The 20,882-nt window shown below is 51.1% G+C and carries 15 protein-coding genes; 10 read left to right on the top strand and 5 right to left on the bottom strand.

What is annotated here, in order from left to right; all coding sequences use genetic code 11:
- Positions 1-5 precede the first annotated feature (5 nt).
- Entirely contained in the window at positions 6-1,088 is a 1,083-nt protein-coding gene (locus tag ACMGGH_RS18095) for an ABC transporter ATP-binding protein (protein ID WP_232948329.1), read from the top strand.
- A gap of 67 nt (positions 1,089-1,155) precedes the next feature.
- Positions 1,156-2,070, top strand: coding sequence for an OmpG family monomeric porin (locus ACMGGH_RS18090; protein WP_232948328.1), 915 nt, complete (start codon positions 1,156-1,158; stop codon positions 2,068-2,070).
- Positions 2,071-2,103: 33 nt separating this feature from the next.
- Here ACMGGH_RS18090 and ACMGGH_RS18085 read toward each other — a convergent pair whose 3' ends face one another.
- A complete protein-coding gene (locus tag ACMGGH_RS18085) occupies positions 2,104-3,114 on the bottom strand; it encodes a LacI family DNA-binding transcriptional regulator (RefSeq protein ID WP_088205574.1) in 1,011 nt (336 codons plus the stop codon).
- Positions 3,115-3,269: 155 nt separating this feature from the next.
- Between ACMGGH_RS18085 and ACMGGH_RS18080 the strand changes: the two genes are divergently transcribed.
- From ACMGGH_RS18080 to tyrR, 3 genes are all read left to right on the top strand, one after another.
- Complete coding sequence (locus tag ACMGGH_RS18080; protein WP_045260646.1) at positions 3,270-4,667, top strand: YcjX family protein; 1,398 nt, start codon at positions 3,270-3,272, stop codon at positions 4,665-4,667.
- Positions 4,664-5,716 carry a YcjF family protein gene (locus tag ACMGGH_RS18075; protein ID WP_193358177.1) on the top strand — a complete coding sequence of 351 codons (1,053 nt, stop codon included), beginning with the start codon at positions 4,664-4,666 and terminating at the stop codon, positions 5,714-5,716. The genes ACMGGH_RS18080 and ACMGGH_RS18075 overlap by 4 nt, the downstream gene beginning before the upstream one ends.
- A gap of 112 nt (positions 5,717-5,828) precedes the next feature.
- Positions 5,829-7,370, top strand: a complete 1,542-nt coding sequence (tyrR, locus tag ACMGGH_RS18070; RefSeq protein WP_232948327.1) for a transcriptional regulator TyrR — start codon at positions 5,829-5,831, stop codon at positions 7,368-7,370.
- 33 nt (positions 7,371-7,403) lie between these two features.
- On the opposite strand, the gene ACMGGH_RS18065 is transcribed toward tyrR, so the two are convergent.
- Positions 7,404-8,612: an aldose 1-epimerase family protein gene (locus tag ACMGGH_RS18065; RefSeq protein ID WP_232948326.1), complete on the bottom strand. Its 1,209-nt coding sequence runs from the start codon at positions 8,610-8,612 to the stop codon at positions 7,404-7,406.
- Positions 8,613-8,887: 275 nt separating this feature from the next.
- Positions 8,888-9,394, bottom strand: a complete 507-nt coding sequence (gene tpx / locus ACMGGH_RS18060) for a thiol peroxidase (protein ID WP_041909703.1) — start codon at positions 9,392-9,394, stop codon at positions 8,888-8,890.
- 108 nt (positions 9,395-9,502) lie between these two features.
- Between tpx and ycjG the strand changes: the two genes are divergently transcribed.
- A complete protein-coding gene (gene ycjG, locus ACMGGH_RS18055; protein WP_232948325.1) occupies positions 9,503-10,468 on the top strand; it encodes an L-Ala-D/L-Glu epimerase in 966 nt (321 codons plus the stop codon).
- Here the strand turns inward: ycjG and mpaA are convergent.
- Positions 10,459-11,172: a murein tripeptide amidase MpaA gene (gene mpaA, locus ACMGGH_RS18050; protein WP_219358430.1), complete on the bottom strand. Its 714-nt coding sequence runs from the start codon at positions 11,170-11,172 to the stop codon at positions 10,459-10,461. The genes ycjG and mpaA overlap by 10 nt on opposite strands.
- 185 nt (positions 11,173-11,357) lie before the next feature.
- On the opposite strand from mpaA, the gene ACMGGH_RS18045 reads away from it, so the two are divergent.
- Entirely contained in the window at positions 11,358-12,974 is a 1,617-nt protein-coding gene (locus ACMGGH_RS18045) for a peptide ABC transporter substrate-binding protein (protein ID WP_232948324.1), read from the top strand.
- 523 nt (positions 12,975-13,497) lie between these two features.
- Here ACMGGH_RS18045 and ACMGGH_RS18040 read toward each other — a convergent pair.
- Complete coding sequence (locus ACMGGH_RS18040) at positions 13,498-14,088, bottom strand: LysR family transcriptional regulator (protein WP_232948323.1); 591 nt, start codon at positions 14,086-14,088, stop codon at positions 13,498-13,500.
- 267 nt (positions 14,089-14,355) lie between these two features.
- Between ACMGGH_RS18040 and ACMGGH_RS18035 the strand changes: the two genes are divergently transcribed.
- The 3 genes from ACMGGH_RS18035 to ACMGGH_RS18025 are packed head-to-tail and all read left to right on the top strand — an operon-like array spanning position 14,356 to position 20,685.
- Complete coding sequence (locus tag ACMGGH_RS18035; protein ID WP_192971152.1) at positions 14,356-15,987, top strand: type I restriction-modification system subunit M; 1,632 nt, start codon at positions 14,356-14,358, stop codon at positions 15,985-15,987.
- Positions 15,984-17,210 carry a restriction endonuclease subunit S gene (locus ACMGGH_RS18030; protein ID WP_192971151.1) on the top strand — a complete coding sequence of 409 codons (1,227 nt, stop codon included), beginning with the start codon at positions 15,984-15,986 and terminating at the stop codon, positions 17,208-17,210. Before ACMGGH_RS18035 ends, ACMGGH_RS18030 begins: the two co-directional genes overlap by 4 nt.
- Before the next feature lie 16 nt (positions 17,211-17,226).
- Positions 17,227-20,685, top strand: coding sequence for a DEAD/DEAH box helicase family protein (locus ACMGGH_RS18025; protein ID WP_192971150.1), 3,459 nt, complete (start codon positions 17,227-17,229; stop codon positions 20,683-20,685).
- Positions 20,686-20,882: the final 197 nt, after the last annotated feature.

The raw sequence follows: 20,882 nt of genomic DNA, 5'->3' as shown, positions 1-20,882 counted from the left end.
AAATTATGGCTCAACTTTCTCTGAAACATATTCAGAAAATCTATGATAACCAGGTCCACGTGGTTAAGGATTTCAACCTCGAAATTGAAGACAAAGAGTTTATTGTTTTCGTCGGTCCGTCGGGCTGCGGCAAATCCACGACGCTGCGAATGATTGCCGGTCTTGAGGAGATCAGCGCGGGTGAACTGATTATCGACGGCGTGTGCATGAATGACGTGCCTGCCAAATCGCGTGATATCGCAATGGTATTCCAGAACTATGCGCTTTATCCGCATATGACGGTCTACGACAACATGGCGTTTGGCCTGAAAATGCAAAAAATAGCGCCCGCGGTGATTGAAGAACGCGTGAACTGGGCGGCGCAGATTTTAGGGTTACGCGAATACCTGAAGCGTAAACCTGGCGCTTTATCGGGTGGTCAGCGCCAGCGTGTGGCGCTGGGCAGGGCGATCGTGCGCGAAGCGGGCGTCTTCCTGATGGATGAGCCGTTATCCAACCTCGATGCCAAGCTTCGCGTGCAGATGCGTGCCGAAATCAGCAAGCTTCACCAGAAGCTTAACACCACCATGATCTATGTTACGCACGACCAGACGGAAGCCATGACGATGGCGACTCGCATCGTGATCCTGAAAGACGGCATCATTCAGCAGGTGGGTGCGCCGAAGCAGGTATACAACGAGCCGGCCAATATGTTTGTCGCAGGGTTCATTGGCTCTCCGGCAATGAACTTCATTCGTGGCGCTATCGACGATCGCTATTTCGTAACGGAAACGCTGCGTCTGGAGATCCCTGAGGACAAGCTGGCCGAGTTGAATGCGCAAGGTTACCAGCGTAAAGCGGTCGTCTTCGGGATCCGTCCGGAAGACATTCTTACCCTGCAGAGCAGCGGAGAAGATATCGCGGCGAAAGTCAGCGTCGCTGAGCTTACCGGTGCCGAATTTATGCTTTATGTCACCGTGGGCGGACATGAACTGGTTGTCCGCGCAGGCGCGGCCAATGACTACGTAGCCGGAGATACTATCGGCATTCAGTTCGATATGAATAAGTGCCATTTCTTCGACGCCGATACCGAAGCGGCTATTAGATAAGAAAGGTGTTTGCCGGAAATGCAAATTTCCGGTTTTTTTTGTTTGTTAATTATAAAGGGAATATTTAATGAGTACTCTACTAAGAAGTGCTGCGCTCGTTCTGTGCGCAGGGGTTAGCTGCGCGCAAGCAACAGAATCCGCAAAGCAGTGGGCGTTTAATATCGGTGCCATGTATGAAATTGAAAACGTCGAAGGTCAGGGCGACGATAAAGATGGATTATATGAACCCTCCGTATGGTTTAATGCAACATGGGATGCCTGGACAATCTCTCTGGCAATGTATCAGGAAGGGCCGGTTGATTATAGCAGCATGACGCGTGGCACCTATTTCGATCGCCCGGAATTTGAATTGCGCTACCGCTTTATCGGCACCGATGATTTTACGTTCGGTCTGACCGGTGGCTTCCGCAATTATGGTTATCACTTTAAAGATGAACACGGCGCCAAAGACGGCAGCGCTAATATGCAGCGCTATAAAGTTCAGCCTGACTGGGATATAAAATTAACCGACGACTGGCGCTTTAGCGGCTGGTTTGCCATGTATCAGTTTGCCAACGATCTGGAAAAAACCGGTTATTCGGACAGCCGCGTCGAGACCGAAACCGGTTTTACCTGGACCATCAACGAAACGTTCTCTGCGAAAGTAAATTATTATTTAGAGCGCGGCTTCAATATGGACAGCTCACGTAATAACGGCGAGTTTTCTACCCAGGAAATTCGTGCCTACCTGCCGATTTCGTTAGGCCAGACGACGTTAACGCCTTATACCCGTCTGGGACTCGATCGCTGGTCAAACTGGGACTGGCAGGACGATCCGACGCGTGAAGGACATGATTTCAACCGTCTGGGTATGCTGTACGCCTATGATTTTAACAACGGTTTATCCATGACGCTGGAATATGCCTACGAATGGGAAAACCATGACGAAGGTGAGAGCGATCGCTTCCACTACGCAGGTGTCGGCGTGAACTACGCGTTCTGATCATGATTAACCAGGGGCGATTGCCCCTGGTTATTAGCGCAAGGACGCCGCAGCCGAAAAATGCGTATCAACCAAAATCTTATGCGGCGCAGGTTTACCCGCAATACGCTTAAACAACACGTTGCAGCTCTCTTCGCCGAGCTTTCTCGTCGGAATATCAAACCCGCCTGGCGCAGGGGTTAAAACGAGAGACAGCATCGGATCGCTGTAGCCTGCCATAACAACCTGCTCGGGAACCATCAGATTTAACTCATCCGCTGCACGATAAAGACCCAATAATTTCATACTGTCAGTAGCAAAAACGGCATTGGGTGGGTTGTCAGACGAGAGTAATTTGCAGGCTGCCTGGAGCGCGCTTTCATGGGTATATCCGCCATCAATGACCCAGTCTGGATTAATGGCGATACCCTGCTTCTCAAGGCTGGATTTATAACCCGCAAGGCGATCGATAGAAACGTGATAATCGAGCGGGGCATGCAGACAGGCAATTTTTGTTCGTCCATGTTTAATAAAAGAATCGACCAGAATAGCGCTGTCGTGAAAATTGTCCGTATCAACAGAATAAATATTCTGGAACTTTCCTTCTACTTTTCCAATAACCACCACGGGCACACCGTATTCGTCCAGCGTGGTGAAAAAAGATTCGTTTGCCGGTGAACTCAGCATGATGATCCCTTTGATCATCTTCTGCTTTATTTTTCCCACGCACTTCTGCAGATCGTCCTCACTGCTTTTCGAGGTTTGTAAAATAACGTCAAACCCTTCCTCTTCCGCTTTTGCCGTAATGGCGTGAAGAACATCGGAGAAAAAAGGGTTACCGGCAGTAGTTTTGGTCGAGCGGGTCGAAATAACCATAATGGCATCAAAGCCAGAAGAGGTCAGGGCGCGGGCCAGTTTGTTGGGCTGATAATTTAATTCGTCTATCGCCTTAAGCACTTTGTCTCGCGCTTCAGGGGAAATATTCGTTTGTTTATTCAGAACGCGGGAAACGGTTGATTTCGATACGCCCGCAACCCGTGCGATATCATAGATGGTGGGTGACATACACCTTACTCACTCCGGACTGACAGCAATGTCGTTCATCTTACTGGAGAGAAAACTGCAATAGCAATAAATAAGAATTGATAATCAACGATCTGCCCCCATTTATTGTATTCTGAAGCCATACATTCCTGGCTTCCGGGCAATGAAGGATGGCAATGAAGCGATTTAAGAACGAACTCAATTCACTGGTGAACCGCGGCGTTGATCGACATCTGCGTCTGGCCGTCACCGGCCTGAGCCGCAGCGGTAAGACGGCGTTCATCACCGCAATGGTAAACCAGTTGCTGAACCTGCACGCCGGCGCGCGGCTGCCGTTGCTCAGCGCCGTGCGGGAAGAGCGTCTGCTGGGCGTTAAGCGCGTCCCTCAGCGTGATTTTGGCATACCGCGTTTTACCTACGACGAAGGGCTGGCACAGCTTTACGGCGATCCGCCCGCGTGGCCGACGCCAACGCGAGGCGTCAGTGAAATTCGCCTTGCGCTGCGCTTTCGTTCTAATGAATCGCTGATACGTCACTTTAAGGATACCTCAACCCTGTATCTGGAAATCGTCGATTATCCCGGCGAATGGTTGCTCGACCTGCCGATGCTGGCGCAGGACTACCTCAGTTGGTCCCGCCAGATGACGGGGTTGTTGCAAGGGCAACGCGCAGAGTGGTCAACGAAATGGCGACAGCTGTGCGAGGGCCTTGATCCGCTGGCGCCTGCGGATGAAAACCGTCTGGCGACCATTGCTGAAGCCTGGACGGACTATCTGCATCAGTGCAAACAGGAAGGGCTGCACTTCATCCAGCCGGGCCGTTTTGTCTTGCCGGGTGATTTAGCAGGCGCGCCCGCGCTGCAGTTCTTCCCGTGGCCGGATGTGGACGGCGCAGGCGAGTCGAAGCTGGCACAGGCCGACAAACACACGAATGCCGGCATGCTGCGCGAGCGTTACAATTACTACTGCGAAAAGGTGGTCAAAGGTTTTTATAAAAACCACTTTTTACGTTTCGACCGCCAGATTGTGCTGGTGGATTGCCTGCAGCCGCTCAACAGCGGGCCGCAGGCATTTAACGATATGCGCCTCGCGCTGACGCAGCTGATGCAGAGTTTCCACTACGGGCAGCGGACGCTGTTTCGTCGTCTGTTCTCACCGGTGATCGACAAGCTGCTGTTTGCGGCCACGAAAGCCGATCACGTTACGGTCGATCAGCACGCCAACATGGTTTCTCTGCTGCAGCAACTGGTGCAGGACGCCTGGCAAAACGCCGCGTTTGAAGGCATCAGTATGGATTGTCTTGGGCTCGCATCGGTGCAGGCGACCCAAAGCGGCCTGATTGACCTTAACGGCGAGAAAATACCAGCATTACGCGGGAATCGACTCAGTGACGGCGAGCCGCTTACCGTCTATCCCGGCGAAGTGCCCGCGCGGCTGCCGGGCCAGGCCTTCTGGCAGAGCCAGGGCTTCCAGTTTGAAGCCTTCCGCCCTCAGACCATGAGCGTCGATCGGCCGTTACCGCACATCCGTCTGGATGCGGCGCTGGAGTTTTTGATTGGAGATAAATTGCGATGACGGAACCGTTAAAACCGCGCATAGACTTTACCGGAACGCTTGAGCCCGAGCGTCAGGACGCCTTTAAAACGGCGCAGACGTTCAGCGGCGCGCAGGCGGAGAACTTTGCCCCGGCGCTGCCGGACGATCCCGCCGTCGAAGACGGTCCGGCGGAGGCGGCCGTGGAAGCCGCTCTGCGTCCTAAACGCAGCCTGTGGCGCAAGATGGTCACCGCCGGTCTGGCGCTGTTTGGCGTCAGCGTGGTCGGGCAGGGCGTCCAGTGGGCGATGAACGCCTGGCAAACCCAGGACTGGGTTGCGCTGGGCGGATGTGCCGCGGGCGCGCTCATCGTGGGGGCGGGCGTCGGGTCGGTTGCCACCGAGTGGCGCCGCCTCTGGCGTTTGCGACAGCGCGCGCACGAGCGCGATGAAGCGCGGGATCTCCTCCACAGCCACGGCACCGGCAAAGGCCGCGCCTTCTGTGAAAAACTGGCCAGCCAGGCCGGTATCGATCAGTCGCATCCTGCGCTCCAGCGCTGGTACGCCGCCATCCATGAAACCCAGAACGACCGGGAGGTGGTCACGCTCTATTCCCATATGGTTCAGCCGGTGCTGGATGCCCAGGCGCGGCGTGAGATTAGCCGCTCGGCGGCGGAATCCACGCTGATGATTGCCGTCAGCCCGCTGGCGCTGGTGGATATGGCCTTTATCGCCTGGCGTAACCTGCGCCTCATCAACCGTATCGCGAACCTTTACGGCATAGAGCTGGGTTACTACAGCCGGCTCAGGCTGTTCAAACTGGTCCTGCTCAATATCGCGTTTGCGGGCGCGAGCGAGCTGGTGCGCGAAGTGGGAATGGACTGGATGTCGCAGGATCTGGCGGCGCGTCTTTCAGCCCGTGCAGCCCAGGGCATTGGCGCGGGCTTGCTGACGGCGCGTTTGGGTATCAAAGCGATGGAGGTGTGCCGTCCGCTGCCGTGGATTGATGGCGATAAGCCGCGGCTGGGGGATTTCAGGCGTGAACTGATCGGTCAGCTGAAAGAAACGCTCAATAAAAAACCGTCTCCTTAAGGCGTTGTTCACTAATCGTGCTGGCTGTCAATATTTGTTGACAGCCATCTTCCGGTTCACCGAGTTCTGACATATCATTTTAACGTTATTGGCTTAAAACGGTGAATTTCCCATGCGTCTTGAAGTCTTCTGTGAAGACCGTCTCGGTCTTACCCGCGAATTACTCGATCTTCTTGTTTTACGTAGCATTGATTTACGTGGCATTGAGATCGATCCTGTCGGGCGAATTTACCTCAATTTTGCCGAAATTGAATTTAACACCTTCAGCAGCCTGATGGCGGAAATCCGCCGTATCGCTGGCGTTACGGATGTACGCACCATCCCCTGGATGCCCTCCGAACGTGAGCACCTCGCCCTGAGCGCGCTGCTTGAAGCGATGCCCGAGCCGTTCCTCTCTTTGGATCTGAAAAGTAAAGTCGAGCGCGTTAACCACGCGAGCTGCCAGCTTTTCGCGCAGAGCCAGGAGAAGCTCAGCAGCCACCACGCCGCGCAGCTGATCCCCGGTTTTAACTTCCAGCGCTGGCTGGACAGCAACCCGCAGAATACGCACAGCGAGCATGTGGTGATTAACGGGCAGAATTTCCTGATGGAGATCACGCCGGTCTATCTGAAAGGAGAAGGAAATAGTCGCATATTGACCGGGGCGGTGATCATGCTGCGCTCGACGCTACGCATGGGGCGCCAGCTGCAAAACCTCTCCAGCCAGGACGTTGGCGCATTCAGCCAGATTATTGCCGTCAGCCCGAAAATGCGCCACGTGGTTGACCAGGCGCGTAAGCTTGCCAGCCTGACCGCGCCGCTGCTGATTACCGGCGATACCGGTACCGGGAAAGATCTGCTGGCGCACGCCGTGCACCTGGCAAGCCCGCGTGCGGCAAAACCGTATCTGGCGCTTAACTGCGCTTCAATTCCAGAAGATGCCGTCGAAAGCGAGCTGTTTGGACACGCGCCGGAAGGCAAGAAAGGGTTCTTCGAGCAGGCCAACGGCGGCTCCGTGCTGCTGGACGAGATCGGCGAAATGTCGCCGCGTATGCAGGCTAAACTGCTGCGTTTCCTGAACGACGGCACCTTCCGCCGCGTCGGTGAGGATCACGAAGTGCATGTGGACGTGCGCGTCATTTGCGCCACCCAGAAGAACCTGGTGGAACTGGTGCAAAAGGGGATTTTCCGCGAAGATCTCTATTACCGCCTCAACGTCCTGACGCTGAACATTCCACCGCTGCGCGATTGTCCGCAGGACATCATGCCGCTAACGGAGCTGTTTGTGGCCCGCTTTGCCGACGAGCAGGGTGTTCCACGTCCGAAACTGTCTGCAGATCTCGGCACGGTGTTAATGCGCTACGGCTGGCCGGGCAACATTCGTCAGCTTAAAAACGCCGTTTATCGCGCGCTGACCCAGCTGGAAGGGTATGAATTGCGCCCTCAGGACATTCTGTTGCCGGATTACGACGCCGGGACGGTATCGGTAGGCGAAGAAGCGATGGAAGGCTCGCTGGATGATATCACCAGCCGCTTCGAGCGATCCGTGCTGACGCAGCTGTACCGCAGCTATCCCAGCACCCGAAAGCTGGCAAAACGGCTTGGCGTCTCGCATACCGCGATTGCGAATAAGTTACGTGAGTATGGATTGAATCATAAGAAAGGTGACGAATAACAAAAAGCCTCTGTAAAGAGGCTTTTTTAATGCTTATTCCTTCGCCAGCGGCGTGGTCACGAGCTCTGTTTTTGTCTCGCCCTGAATCGACGCAATCCTGCTTTCGACGTCCTTCACCTGCTGCGCGCTGTGTAGCAGGGTATAGGTCAGGTCAAATTGAGCGCTGGCGCCTGGTTGCAGCTGCTTAACCCGCTTCTGCTCGCGTTCAATGGTGACGGGGTAGGCGTAGCTGGTGCCTGGCTCAATCCCCGTGACATAGCCCTGTTTTGGCGTATCGGTATTTTTCCACAGGGTCAGCACGGGCAGCTGGCGGGTATCAAACTGAATTGACGCGCCTTTGTCACCGGCTTTATTCACCACCGCCGCTAGGGTTTCATGGTTGCTGTCCGCAAGCGGTTTGATGTTAAAGACCATCTCATCAAAGCCTTTTGTCGGCCCGGCGTAGGTTTGCCAGTCGTTAACGCCCGCTTTCGCGTAATCATTGAACGGGCTCACGCTTGCCGCCGGGGCAAGGAAGCGCGCGCCTTCTTCGAGGACAGGCGCCCCGAAGTTGCTGTGGTAGATGATCTGATAGTCATGAGGGTAATCGGCATGGTTCGTCAGAACGTCATGCAGGCTGAACTGGTTGGTTCCTGGAACGTAACGCAGTTCGGTCATGGTTTGCAGATCCGCTTTTTTAAAGGTGGTTTCTTTGATGAGACCGCGAATACGAATTTCATGCGGGGCAGCATCCGCAATTTCTACCTCCACCTGGGATGCCGGTGTATTCCCCGCCTTGCCATGCAGGGTGTAAATCTGGCCGTCAGCGGTGACCGGGTGCCCCGTCCATTCGTAGCCACAGCGGACCATCATCTCGTTGAAACCTTCCAGCCAGCCAAGTCCGTTTCGGCTTTCCAGATTAATATACGCCGGGTTAACGACCTCTTTAACGGGGGAGTTCCAGCCCAGCCTGGTGCCAAAGCCCTCCACGTGCAGAAGGTTCATCCCGCGCGTCGGGCTTAAGGTGATGGTCAGGCCGTTTTTACTACTAATAACGATCACTTTACTACCTTCCTGCTTGCCGCCGTGCAACACTTTTTGCTCGATGCTGAACGTTCGATCGTTAATCTTCAGCTCATCGCTGGAAATCTTCCAGTTTCCTTTTTCCACGCTGCTTTCAGCGCTTGTCAGCACCCAGGTTTTTGCTGCGGCATGGCCCGAAACCAGTACCGAAAGGAGCGTTAAAGCCAGTTTTATTTTCATATTTATCCCTTTTTGCTGAAACGATTATTTAACTTCGTAAGCAAATCTAATGTTTTGGCGATAAGGGAAATGTGATGCGCCTCACTGAGGGTAAATTCAGGGTTATTTAACGATCAATATGCGGATCTGATCGCTATTTTGGTGAATTCTTGAAACTGAATTGCGTTAATTTTGTGACGCAAGCTCATTATTGCTTTAACGTTTCAGCGAGTAGTTAATAAAAAACCCCGCCATAGCGAGGTTTTGAAAAAGCGGTATAGAATGCTAAGTAATGATTATGCTTTCAGCTTTTCCAGCGCGGCGGTGTAATCCGGCTCGGTAGTGATTTCATTAACCAGTTCGCTGAAGACGACAGTGTCGTTTTCATCAAGAACCAGTACCGCGCGTGCTGCCAGGCCTTTCAGAGGGCCTTCGGCGATGCTGACGCCGTAGTTTTCGAGGAAATCCGGGCTGCGCAGGGTGGAGAGGGTGATAACGTTGCTCAGGCCTTCAGCGCCGCAGAAGCGAGACTGGGCGAACGGCAGGTCAGCAGAAATGCACAGCACAACGGTGTTGTCCATTTCAGTTGCCAGCTGGTTGAACTTACGCACGGATGCGGCGCAAACACCGGTATCAATGCTCGGGAAAATGTTCAGCACTTTGCGTTTGCCCGCAAACTGAGCCAGTGTGACGTCAGACAGATCTTTAGCCACCAGAGTAAAAGCCTGCGCTTTGCTGCCAGCCTGCGGAATGGAACCTGCAACAGCAACCGGGTTGCCCTGGAAATGAACGAGTTGTGACATAGATATCTTCCTGTTTACATATAGTTAACGTCGGGGCTAGTGTATGCCATCCGCGGATAACACGGCAAACCAAATTTTTTCGCCTTTCCGGGCTGCAAGGAGTCAGTGATGAGAAGCGTTAAGGTCTATGAAGAAGCCTGGCCATTGCATACCCCGTTTGTGATCTCCCGCGGCAGCCGAAGCGAAGCCAGCGTGGTGGTCGTTGAAATCGAAGAGGACGGTTTTAAAGGCGTAGGGGAGTGTACGCCTTACCCGCGCTATGGTGAAAGCCTCGCGTCAGTGATGGCGCATATCATGACGCTGGTGCCAGACCTGCAAACCGGGCTCACGCGCGAGGCATTACAGCATCGTTTGCCCGCCGGGGCCGCACGTAACGCCATTGATAGTGCGCTCTGGAGTCTCGAGGCGGCGAAACAGCAGCAACCCCTGACAGCATTGCTGGGCGTGGCGCTGCCGGAATCGGTCGCTACCGCGCAAACGGTAGTGATTGGCGAGCCGGAACAGATGGCCGCCAGCGCCAAAGCGCTTTATGACGCCGGGGCCCGGCTGCTGAAGGTGAAGCTCGACGATCGACTGATTAGCGAGCGGATGGTCGCCATTCGCGCGGCGGTACCCTCAGCCACGCTGATTGTTGATGCCAATGAATCATGGCATCCAGAAGGGCTGGCCGCCCGCTGTCAGCTGCTGGCCGACCTGGGGGTGGCCATGCTGGAGCAGCCTCTGCCAGCAAAAGATGACGCGGCGCTGAAGAACTTTATCCATCCGTTGCCCGTTTGTGCGGATGAAAGCTGTCACACCCGCGCGAGCTTGAGCGAGCTGCAGGGCCTCTACGAGATGATTAATATTAAGCTCGACAAGACCGGCGGGCTGACAGAGGCGCTGGCCCTGGCGGCAGAAGCCCGGGCGCAAGGTTTTTCACTGATGCTGGGCTGTATGCTCTGTACGTCCCGGGCAATCGGCGCGGCGCTACCGCTGGTCAATCAGGTCCGTTTCGCCGATCTGGACGGCCCGACGTGGCTGGCGGTTGACGTTTCTCCCGCGCTCCATTTTACCAGCGGCGTGCTTCATCTCTGAGGCTGCCAGCGTAAAAGATCCACCATGGCTTTTAAGTATTTTTCGCTGGCCTCGTCGGAGGAGATCGGCGGGAATTCAGCGGTTATGCAGGGCAGGCTCAAATCGGCGCACCAGCTACCGAACGAGCCTGGCGTTTCATAGCCCACGCTGGTCACGAGCGGCAGGGCGAAAGCGTCTGCCAGCCACGCGCCAAGCTCGGAGTGACGCGGATCTTCAATACAGGCCAGCGGATCGTGGAAGGAGACCACCCACGCGGGATGGATCTTATGGATTAGCTGGCACAGCGCCTGGGTTTCCGGCTCTGAGCCCGGCTTATCTCCCGTTAGCAGAACCACATCACGCTCCTCGGCGGAGCTGTTCCAGCGATACACCGTTTCCCCGGCGCGCCAGTTTGCTGATGGAAAATTACGGTTTAAGTCAACGCCTCGCGCATTGCCGCGAAGACCCAGCTGGCAGCCGTCCGGGTTAACCGCCAGAATCACGTGATGACGTCGCAATGACGGCGTCAGCGTCCGCAGCGCGCAGGAAAGCGTCACGATGGAGGAGTTTTCATCCCCGTGCGTGCCGGCAAGAATCAAGCCGCTTTCGCGGTCTGCGTCGGGGGCGGGGAACCAGATCAGCGATGCGCCTAAAAAGGAGCGGCCATATTGCTCAGCGCCCGGCGGAAAGGCGCCGCGTTCCGCTCTCGGTCGGGTGGTTGCCATACGAAATCCTGATAAAGAAGTCACTACTGGCAGTGTTGTGCAAAACCCGCTGTTAATCAAATAGTTTCCGTAATGGCTAAGAATTGCCTTAAATCACTATTCAGGCGTAAGTTATTTGCATTTCTCTTTGTCGAAACAAATAATTACGCATCTGCTTAATACCTGAATTCATTAAAGGGGATCTTATGAAGCATCCTGTTTCGCGTCTTTTTGCCGCACTGTGCCTGTGCGGGCTCTCTTCACTTTCTTTCGCAGCTGACGTGCCGCAGGGCACTGCGCTGGCGCAAAAACAGGAGCTGGTCAGGCATATTAAAGACGAGCCGGCTTCGCTGGATCCGGCGAAAGCCGTGGGGTTGCCAGAGATTCAGGTGATTCGCGATCTCTTTGAAGGCCTGGTTAATCAGAATGAGAAAGGGGAGCTGACGCCGGGCGTGGCGACACGCTGGCAGAGCAACGATAACCGCGTCTGGATGTTTACCTTACGCGATGACGCGAAATGGTCCGACGGCTCCCCTGTCACCGCCCAGGATTTTGTCTACAGCTGGCAGCGTCTGGTTGACCCGAAAACCACCTCTCCGTTTGCCTGGTTTGCCGCGCTGGCGGGAATTAATAACGCGCAGGCCATTATTGACGGCAAAGCCGCGCCCGATACGCTGGGTGTGACGGCGGTGGACGCCAGAACGTTACGCGTTCAGCTGGACAAACCGCTGCCGTGGTTCAGCAACCTGACGGCGAACTTTGCCTTCTATCCAGTGCAAAAAGCTAACGTCGAAAGCGGTAAAGAGTGGACGCGGCCGGGCGCGCTGGTGGGGAACGGGGCTTACGTTCTGAAGGACCGCGTGGTGAATGAAAAACTGGTTGTGGTGCCCAATACGCACTACTGGGACAATGCCAAAACGGTACTGCAGAAGGTGACCTTCGTGCCGATTAATCAGGAATCGTCGGCGACCAAACGCTACCTGGCAGGGGATATTGATATTACCGAATCGTTCCCAAAAAACATGTATCAGAAGCTCATGAAGGACATTCCGGGGCAGGTTTATACGCCGCCTCAGTTGGGAACGTATTACTATGCCTTTAACACCCAAAAAGGCCCGACGGCGGATGCACGGGTTCGTCTGGCGCTGAGTATGAGCATCGACCGTCGTATCATGGCAGAAAAGGTGTTAGGGACGGGGGAGAAGCCCGCCTGGCACTTCACCCCAGACGTGACGGCAGGGTTCACTCCGGACGCCTCGCCGTTTGAGCAGATGTCGCAGCAGGAGCTGAACGCCCAGGCCAAAACCTTGCTGCAGGCTGCAGGATACGGTCCTCAGCGTCCGCTAAAGCTGAACCTGCTGTATAACACTTCGGAAAACCACCAGAAAATCGCGATTGCGGTGGCCTCCATGTGGAAGAAAAATCTCGGTGTGGATGTCAAACTGCAAAACCAGGAGTGGAAAACCTACATTGATAGCCGTAACTCCGGCAACTTTGATGTGATCCGCGCCTCATGGGTGGGCGATTACAACGAACCATCAACGTTCCTGTCATTGTTGACCTCCACCCACAGCGGCAACATCTCCCGCTTTAATGACCCTGCCTACGATAAGATCGTCCAGCAGGCGACGCTGGAAACCACCGCGAAGGCGCGAAATGCGGACTACAACATGGCGGAGAAAATCCTTATGGAGAAGGCGCCCATCGCGCCAATTTATCAGTACACTAACGGTCGCCTGATTAAGCCTTGGGTGAAGGGCTACCCAATCAATAACCCGGAAGACGTGGCATATAGCCGGACGATATATATTGAAAGGTACTAATCAGTACCGGTTGCCTGTTAACGCAAGGTAACCATCGCTCCCGATTACAGATACGGATGAAAAAATTATTGCCAGGTAAATAAAGAAGCCGAAAGGACAATAAATGTCAGAATTAAGTCGCTGTGCGGACAATGGATATCATTGCGATATAAATCAGGCGATTGATACTCTGAATGTCGCTACTATCGGTAATTAATATCCGTTGCAAGACATTAATATTTCCATTATGCACCACAGATGCGCGCTTTTCTCACCAGATGAATAAATCGCTTAAGTGCGGCAGGTTCGGGACTATTCCGTCTCAGTAAAACCAGACCGGGACGTGGCTGGTGGTATCCAGCGGGCGGAGGATTAATTTTTTGATTTGAAACTGCTCAGCGCGTGTTTGTAACGCAAACCCGATGCCGTAACCTGCGGAAACCATCGAAAACAGGGACTCGAGCGTGGCGGCATAGCCAGCAATCTGATGGGGACCTGATAAGCCATCCAGCCAGCGATTAAGCAATGTGTAGGGGCCGGGGCATCACGCAGGATGATGCAAAATCAGCGGATATGACTGTAGTAATTCTGGGTTTACCTGGCAACATCCAACAAGGGGATGTCCGGAGGGAAGGAGTACACAGGGGCGATCGCGCCACGCCAGTCGCCTCAGACAGCCCGCAGGGGTATCCGGATGTAGAGTGAAAAGGGCATCCAGATTATTGCCGAGGAGCTCCTGAACCAGATGTGGCGTATTGGCTTCCATGATATCGATGCTGATATCTGGTGTCTGTTCCCGGCACAAACGCAACAGATTAATGAGTACGGGATGAGTCAGTCCATCGGCGAGTCCGATATGCAGAACGTCGCCATAACCATTAGCAATTGCCAGCGCCTGGGTTTTGGCTTCTTCAAAAGCATGGAGCATCTTACTAACTTCAAGGGCAAAGGATTCTCCGGCACGGGTCAGACGTAATGCGCCGTTTCTGTGAAATAACGTCATTCCTAACTGTTCTTCAAGCTTTATGATTGAATGTGAAAGTGGTGAGGGCTCAATGCAAAGGCGTGCTGCTGCCCGACTGATGCTTTTCTCTTCCGCGACGACTATAAAATGGCGCAGTTGTCTCAGACGCATGGCGGGGTGTCCTTTGGTGCGTGAGATTCTGTGAATTTAGTTTCTTTTGGTTACTATATCATTGTAGATGTAAAAGTAGCGTACTGACCGGCAAAATGCGAGTTATTCGCATAGTTCATTTTTACATCTGTCTCGATGCTCCGGAGGAAAAAATGCCAAAGGAACTCTTTTCATTGGTACAATACGTCAACTTTCTCTGGCCTTGGCCAAACCCTATTTGTTATCCCTGATTGTCGAATCGGGGAAGTAAAAATCACTGGGAATCATATGTTAACAGGTAAGCTACGTAATCAGGTTGATGAGATCTGGACCACCTTTTGGACCGGCGGAATCGCTAATCCCATTTCGGTAATTGAACAGTTCACCTATCTGCTGTTCATCAGACGTCTCGACGAGCTTGAAACTCAGCGTGAGAGGCAAGCAATACTACGTAGCGATGGTGTGCAAGAGTCTATTTTTGGTCCTGATAAGCAGCATTATCGCTGGAGTAAATTCAAGAATATTGATCCCGAGGATATGCTTACCTTAGTAAGGGATGAGGTCTTTCCGTTCATCAAAACCATTAATGGTGAGCAAAGTACCTTTGCCCGTCATATGAAGGATGCCATCTTTATGATCCCCAGCGCCCCGTTGCTGGATAAGGTGGTCAATCTGGTAGATAAGCTGGAGATGGATGACCAAGACACTAAAGGCGATCTCTACGAATATATGTTGAGTAAGCTGCAAAATGCGGGGACTAACGGGCAGTTTCGTACACCGCGCCATATCATCAAAATGATGGTGAATATGGTAGAGCCGAAACTCGGTGGTGAGTGGAGCGACGTGATTTGTGACCCAGCCTCTGGTACCTGCGGTTTTTTGATGGCGGCAGAAGAGTATGTGCGAACGCATCATAAGAATGCGCTGTTAAAACCAGAAAATGCTCGCCATTTCCATAATCAGATGTTCAATGCCTACGACTTTGATCAGGCGATGTTGCGTATCGGCGCGATGAACCTGATGCAGCATGGTGTTGAGAATCCGACCGTCGAATATCGTGACAGTCTGATGGATTATGGCGAAGACAATATCAAAGACAAATTCACTCTGATCCTGGCTAATCCACCGTTTAAGGGGAGTGTAGCTTATGATGAATTATCGCCGGATTTGCTGAGTGCACTGGGTAAATCACCGAAAAAGGCAGAGAAGAAAACTGCTAAAACAGTTGACGGCGAAGAGAAGAAGAAAAAGGAACCAAGTGAGAAAACCGAACTGCTGTTCCTGGCGCTGATCCTGCGTATGCTGCAGCCGGGTGGCCGCGCTGCTGTAATTGTTCCGGATGGTGTTTTGTTTGGTTCGACGAAATCACACCGTGAAATCCGCAAAACATTGGTTGAACAACATAAGCTGGAAGCGGTGGTGTCTTTGCCGTCAGGCGTCTTCAAACCCTATACGGGCGTTTCCACTGCAATACTGTTCTTTACCAAAACCAACAGTGGCGGTACCGATGACGTCTGGTTTTATGACATGCAGGCTGATGGTTTCTCACTGGATGACAAGAGAACGCCATTAGTCAAAGACCAGTTGCTGATCACCGAAGCCGACACGGTAGACGAAAAGGTTGCTGAAGGCCCACTGGCACCTTCAGAATTGCTGAACCATAAATTGAACAACATCCCAGATGTTCTTTGGCGTTGGCAAAACGCTCATAAAGAACTAACCCGGCAGCGTACCGAACAAAGCTTCTTTGTACCGAAAAGCGAGATTGTAGAGAAAGAGTACGATCTCAGCATCAACCGTTATAAAGAAGTGGTGTACGATGAAATGACATATGACTCACCGGCGGTGATTTTGCAGCGGATTAAAACCCTGCAAAAGGCGATGGAGCAGGGGATTGCAGATTTGGAGAAGATGCTGTGAGTTGGCCGATGGTGAAGTTGGGTGAGGTCCTTACATTTATAAGAGGAATCACTTTCAAACCTGAAGAAAAGATAGAAGCATCTGACCCTGATGCTGTTGTTTGTATGAGAACAAAAAATATCCAGGAGGAACTGGACGAATCAGATTTAATCGCTGTTCCAAAGGCTCTTGTTAAAAGAGAAGAACTCTTTCTAAGACATGGTGATATCTTAATATCTAGTGCCAATAGTTGGAACTTAGTAGGTAAAGTCGTGCAGGTACCAAAGCTTGACTACCAGGCCACTGCTGGAGGGTTCATTTCTATATTGAGACCCGTTTGGGATAAAGTTTTGCCAGATTATTTATATTTATTTATTAACTCAGGGCAGGTTCAGCATGATATTCGATTGCTTGGGAAACAGACAACTAATATTTCAAATTTGGATCGTAAACGATTTCTTGAACTAGAAATCCCGTTACCTCCGGTTTCAATTCAAGAGAGAATAGCTGCAATACTCATGCAGGGGAGGGGTTTGCTTAAGCAATCAATTCAAATGGAATCTGAACTTACCGCAATGGCACAAGCTGTATTTTTGGAAATGTTTGGGGATCCTATTACTAATCCATTGGCGTGGCCTAAAGTTACCCTTGGTGATATCGCCGAAGTTCAAGGCGGGCTCCAGGTTACAGGCAAGCGTTCAACCTTACCGTTGGAGGTTGATTATTTACGTGTGGCCAATATCTACAAAAATGAATTGAAACTCGATGAAATTAAGAAAATACGAGTTACTCAAGTCGAACTTGAGCGAACTAGTTTGAAAGTTGGAGATATGTTAGTTGTAGAGGGGCATGGGAATAAAGATGAGATTGGTCGTACTGCCGTATGGGACGGTAGCATCATGAATTGCACCCACCAAAACCATCTCATTAGAGTACGTTTTGATCAAGCTGTAGCTGTTCCTGAATTTGTTAGTCGCTTTATAAATTCAGAAGGTGGTCGTGTTCAGATAAATAAAATATGCAATACAACCTCAGGGCTGAATACGATCTCGGCGAATAATGTTCGTTCACTTGAAATTCCATTACCTCCAATTCAAATGCAGAGTAAGTTTATATCTTTTCTTAATGTATTAAATTTACAAGCGAGAAAAAATCTGGAGATCAAAGAACAAAATAAAATGATTTTTGAATCATTAATGCAAAATGCCTTCTCTGGAAAACTAGACCTGAAAAAAGCATCCTAATCAGCAAGGAAACCCAATGTCGAATTTTGCTTTCTTAAGTGAGTGGTCAGAAATTCAGCTAAACGCTCAGCAAGCGGAAAGAGTGCTCAATAGCGATCCGCGTACCTGCTGTTTTTACAGTCGTTACACGTTGGAGCGAGCCGTTCACTGGATGTATGAATTCGACAGGGGATTACTAAAACCTAAGTATGACACTAGCCTTAACACGTTAATAAACCAGCCAGATTTTCGCGATCTGGTAGGTTCGAGCGTTTTTCCTAAGATTAAAGCGATCCAGAAATCAGGCAATAATGCAGTGCACAGTTCTGCGAAGGTGAGTGCCGCTGTCGCCACACAAACGCTGAAAGAATTGCACCATGTTCTTTATTGGCTCTATCGCACCTATACTGCGCACAAGCCCGCAGCGAATCAGATTTTTGATCTCAAAGATATACCCCAAACGGTTCAGGTTGATGCCGGGCTGATTACCCGTAGTGCTCAAAAACTCAAAGAATTACAGAAGCAACTCGAAGATCGGGATGCTCAGCAAGAACGCGAAGAGCAAAACCGAGAACGGGAAAATGCTTCTCTCCGTCAGGAACTGGAACAGCTTAAAGCGAAAGTTGCCGAGCGTAAGCAACAAAACGTTGAAGTTAAGGACAGCCATAACTACAACGAAGCTGAAACTCGCCACTTCATTATCGACCAATACCTGAAAGAGATGGGTTGGTTGCTGACTGACAGTCGCGATCGGGAGTATCCGGTCAGTGGAATGCCTATTTCTAGCCATAATCCAATGGGTAATGGTTTTATTGATTATGTCTTGTGGGGAGATGATGGAAAACCACTGGCGGTTGTTGAGGCCAAACGAACAACGGCGGATGTTCAGCAGGGTAAGCGTCAGGCTGAACTATATGCTGATTGTTTGCAGCAGGATCCGCGTTTTGGTGGCCGTCGACCGCTTATTTATTTTACCAACGGCTATGAGATTTTCTTCTGGGACGACCTGAGTTACACGCCGCGTAAAGTTCAGGGATTTTTGTCAAAAGATGAAATGCAGCGCTTGATTGATAGGCGGGAACTGGCGAAGGCACTGAACAGCATTGAAATTGATAGCCATATTGCTGGTTTTAAGCGCCCATATCAGCAGCAGGCTATTCGTGCAGTCTGCGAGCAGTTTGATCAACAACGCCGGCGTAAAGCATTGTTAGTGATGGCAACGGGAACCGGAAAAACCCGTACTATCATCGGGCTGGTGGATTTATTAATGCGTGCCGGTTGGGTTAAGAATGCGCTTTTTCTGGCCGACCGAAATGCGCTGGTGACTCAGGCGAAAAAAGAATTCTCAAAACTACTACCTAAGTGTTCGCCGGAAATTTTATCGGGGGCGACCAGTACGCTGAAAGGTCGGCTCTATTTGTCTACTTATCCCACCATGATGAACTTGCTTAGCGCTCCGCCAGACAGCCGTCTGTTTGGCGTTGGACATTTTGATTTAGTAATTGTTGATGAGGCGCACCGTTCGGTTTACAAGAAGTATGGCTATATCTTCGACTATTTTGATTCACTGCTGGTTGGTCTGACTGCGACGCCAAAAGCTGATCTTGATAAAAACACCTATGACGTTTTCCAACTCCCTAACAACGATCCTACCTTTGCGTATGAACTGCAGGAAGCGATCGATGATGGTTATCTGGTCCCGCCGCGTGATGTCCGTGTCGGACTGGGTTTTGTGCGCGAAGGGATCAAATATAGCGATCTCAGCAAAGAAGAGCAGGAAGAGTGGGAAAGCAATGAAGAGCTTCAGGAGCGAGATGAAGTATTGCCTTCAGAGATTAATGAGTTTTTATTTAATGAGTCGACGGTCGTTGAGGCACTCAAAGTACTCATGGAGCGGGGGATCAAAGTTGCTGGTGGTGATCGTCTGGCAAAAACGATTATTTTTGCTGCCAATAAACAGCATGCTCAATTTATCAACAAAGTGTTTGATGATCATTTTCCTAAATTTAAAGGCAAATTTGCTCGTACTATTACCTACAAAGAGAAATATGCTGAAAGTTTGATTGAAGAGTTTAAAGGTGAGCGCCAGCCTGTTGATCCGAATATCCCGATGACGCTGGCTATTTCGGTCGATATGCTGGATACCGGAGTAGATGTACCAGAGGTAGCAAATCTGGTGTTCTTCAAAGTCGTGAAATCCAAAGTCAAATTTCTGCAAATGCTTGGGCGTGGCACTCGTTTGTGCGCCAACTTATTCGGGCCGATCAGCCCGGATAATGACAAAACAGAATTCAAGGTTTTTGATATTTGTCAGAACTTCGAATATTTCGAAATGAATCCGCAAGGTGCTGTGGATTCATCCAGTAAATCGCTGTCACAGGCATTGTTTGAGAACCGACTATGGCTGGCCCAGATCTTAAAACAAAGTGAGGCAGGCGGTGTGTATGAAGCAGAACTCAGACAGTATTTACTAAAAATGTTGCACCATCGTGTAGTTGGCATGAATCTGGATAATTTCATCGTCCGCCCCAATCGCAAACTGGTGGAAAAGTACCAAAAAGAAGAAGTCTGGCAAAATTTAACAGATGAGCATTTGGGGGAACTGGTAAGCCAAATTTCTTGTCTGCCTTGTGAGGCTGAACCAATTGCCAGTGATGAACAGGAAGATGAGTTGGCGTTGAGGTTTGATCAATTAATTTTGACGATGCAACTTTCACTCACAGAGCGACGGGGGGTCAGCGATAAGCAACAAGACAGATTGCTGCAAGTAGTACAGCAATTGAAAAGCAGGGCCAGCATTCCTCTCGTGGAGGCTCAAATTGACTGGATTGAATATGTGCTAAGCAAAAACTTTTGGCAGGATTTGACGCTGGAAGATCTTGAAATCACTCGCCGTCGTTTGCGCTTGCTGCTCCGATTTATTGATAAAGAAAAGTCGGCTGCAGTATATACTAATTTCCAGGATGAAGTTGTAACGCTTCAGGAGAATGAAGCACATTACAGCTTTGGCTATAGTGATGCGCTAACGCTTTATCGTAAGCGCGTCGAATCCTGGGTTCGTGAGCATCAGCATGATTTAACAATTCAGAGACTACGTCGTGGGCAGCAGATAACAAAACTCGATCTGGAGCAACTCGACAATAAGCTTTTTGAAGCCAGCGGTATTGATGATATCGATACGTATCAGCAGACCATACATCCAGACAAACCTTTGGGTGTTTTTATTCGCGAGTTAGTCGGGCTTGATCGTAATGCCGCAAAGGCAGCATTTGCTGATTATCTTGATGAAACCCGCTTCGACAGCCATCAGATCCAATTTGTGAATACCATTATCGATTGGCTAACTGAAAACGGTACGATGAGCCCAGAGCGGTTAGCTCAACCTCCGTTTACGGAAAAGCATTTTGAAGGAGTGTTTGGTTTCTTTGATATGCCATTGGTAATGGACCTGCGAGATAGACTAGCAGGCATTGAACAAAGTGCAGTAGGGGAATAATCTGCCGTCGATCTCTGGACTTCAAAATTTCCAGTAAGAACTGTCGCTAGATCACAAAACAGAAAACTTTTTTGCCTGCGGTAAAAATGTCGGTATTGGTTTTTGCAGATAAGAAAAAACCACTATCAGACATGATGTTACAGAGTGAGTACATAACCAAGCACTAATCGGTACTGGCTTGCTGTTAACGCAAGGTA

The organism is Enterobacter sp. BNK-16 (assembly GCF_048684955.1).
Lineage (GTDB): Bacteria > Pseudomonadota > Gammaproteobacteria > Enterobacterales > Enterobacteriaceae > Enterobacter > Enterobacter bugandensis.
This window is presented reverse-complemented; position numbering and strand designations above follow the sequence as displayed.

Bases quoted from the DNA above. Each gene is read 5' to 3' on its own strand.
- ACMGGH_RS18095 (WP_232948329.1), top strand. From the start codon at position 6: ATGGCTCAACTTTCTCTGAAACATATTCAGAAAATCTATGATAACCAG.
- ACMGGH_RS18090 (WP_232948328.1), top strand. From the start codon at position 1,156: ATGAGTACTCTACTAAGAAGTGCTGCGCTCGTTCTGTGCGCAGGGGTT.
- ACMGGH_RS18085 (WP_088205574.1), bottom strand. From the start codon at position 3,114: ATGTCACCCACCATCTATGATATCGCACGGGTTGCGGGCGTATCGAAA.
- ACMGGH_RS18080 (WP_045260646.1), top strand. From the start codon at position 3,270: ATGAAGCGATTTAAGAACGAACTCAATTCACTGGTGAACCGCGGCGTT.
- ACMGGH_RS18075 (WP_193358177.1), top strand. From the start codon at position 4,664: ATGACGGAACCGTTAAAACCGCGCATAGACTTTACCGGAACGCTTGAG.
- tyrR (WP_232948327.1), top strand. From the start codon at position 5,829: ATGCGTCTTGAAGTCTTCTGTGAAGACCGTCTCGGTCTTACCCGCGAA.
- ACMGGH_RS18065 (WP_232948326.1), bottom strand. From the start codon at position 8,612: ATGAAAATAAAACTGGCTTTAACGCTCCTTTCGGTACTGGTTTCGGGC.
- tpx (WP_041909703.1), bottom strand. From the start codon at position 9,394: ATGTCACAACTCGTTCATTTCCAGGGCAACCCGGTTGCTGTTGCAGGT.
- ycjG (WP_232948325.1), top strand. From the start codon at position 9,503: ATGAGAAGCGTTAAGGTCTATGAAGAAGCCTGGCCATTGCATACCCCG.
- mpaA (WP_219358430.1), bottom strand. From the start codon at position 11,172: ATGGCAACCACCCGACCGAGAGCGGAACGCGGCGCCTTTCCGCCGGGC.
- ACMGGH_RS18045 (WP_232948324.1), top strand. From the start codon at position 11,358: ATGAAGCATCCTGTTTCGCGTCTTTTTGCCGCACTGTGCCTGTGCGGG.
- ACMGGH_RS18040 (WP_232948323.1), bottom strand. From the start codon at position 14,088: ATGCGTCTGAGACAACTGCGCCATTTTATAGTCGTCGCGGAAGAGAAA.
- ACMGGH_RS18035 (WP_192971152.1), top strand. From the start codon at position 14,356: ATGTTAACAGGTAAGCTACGTAATCAGGTTGATGAGATCTGGACCACC.
- ACMGGH_RS18025 (WP_192971150.1), top strand. From the start codon at position 17,227: ATGTCGAATTTTGCTTTCTTAAGTGAGTGGTCAGAAATTCAGCTAAAC.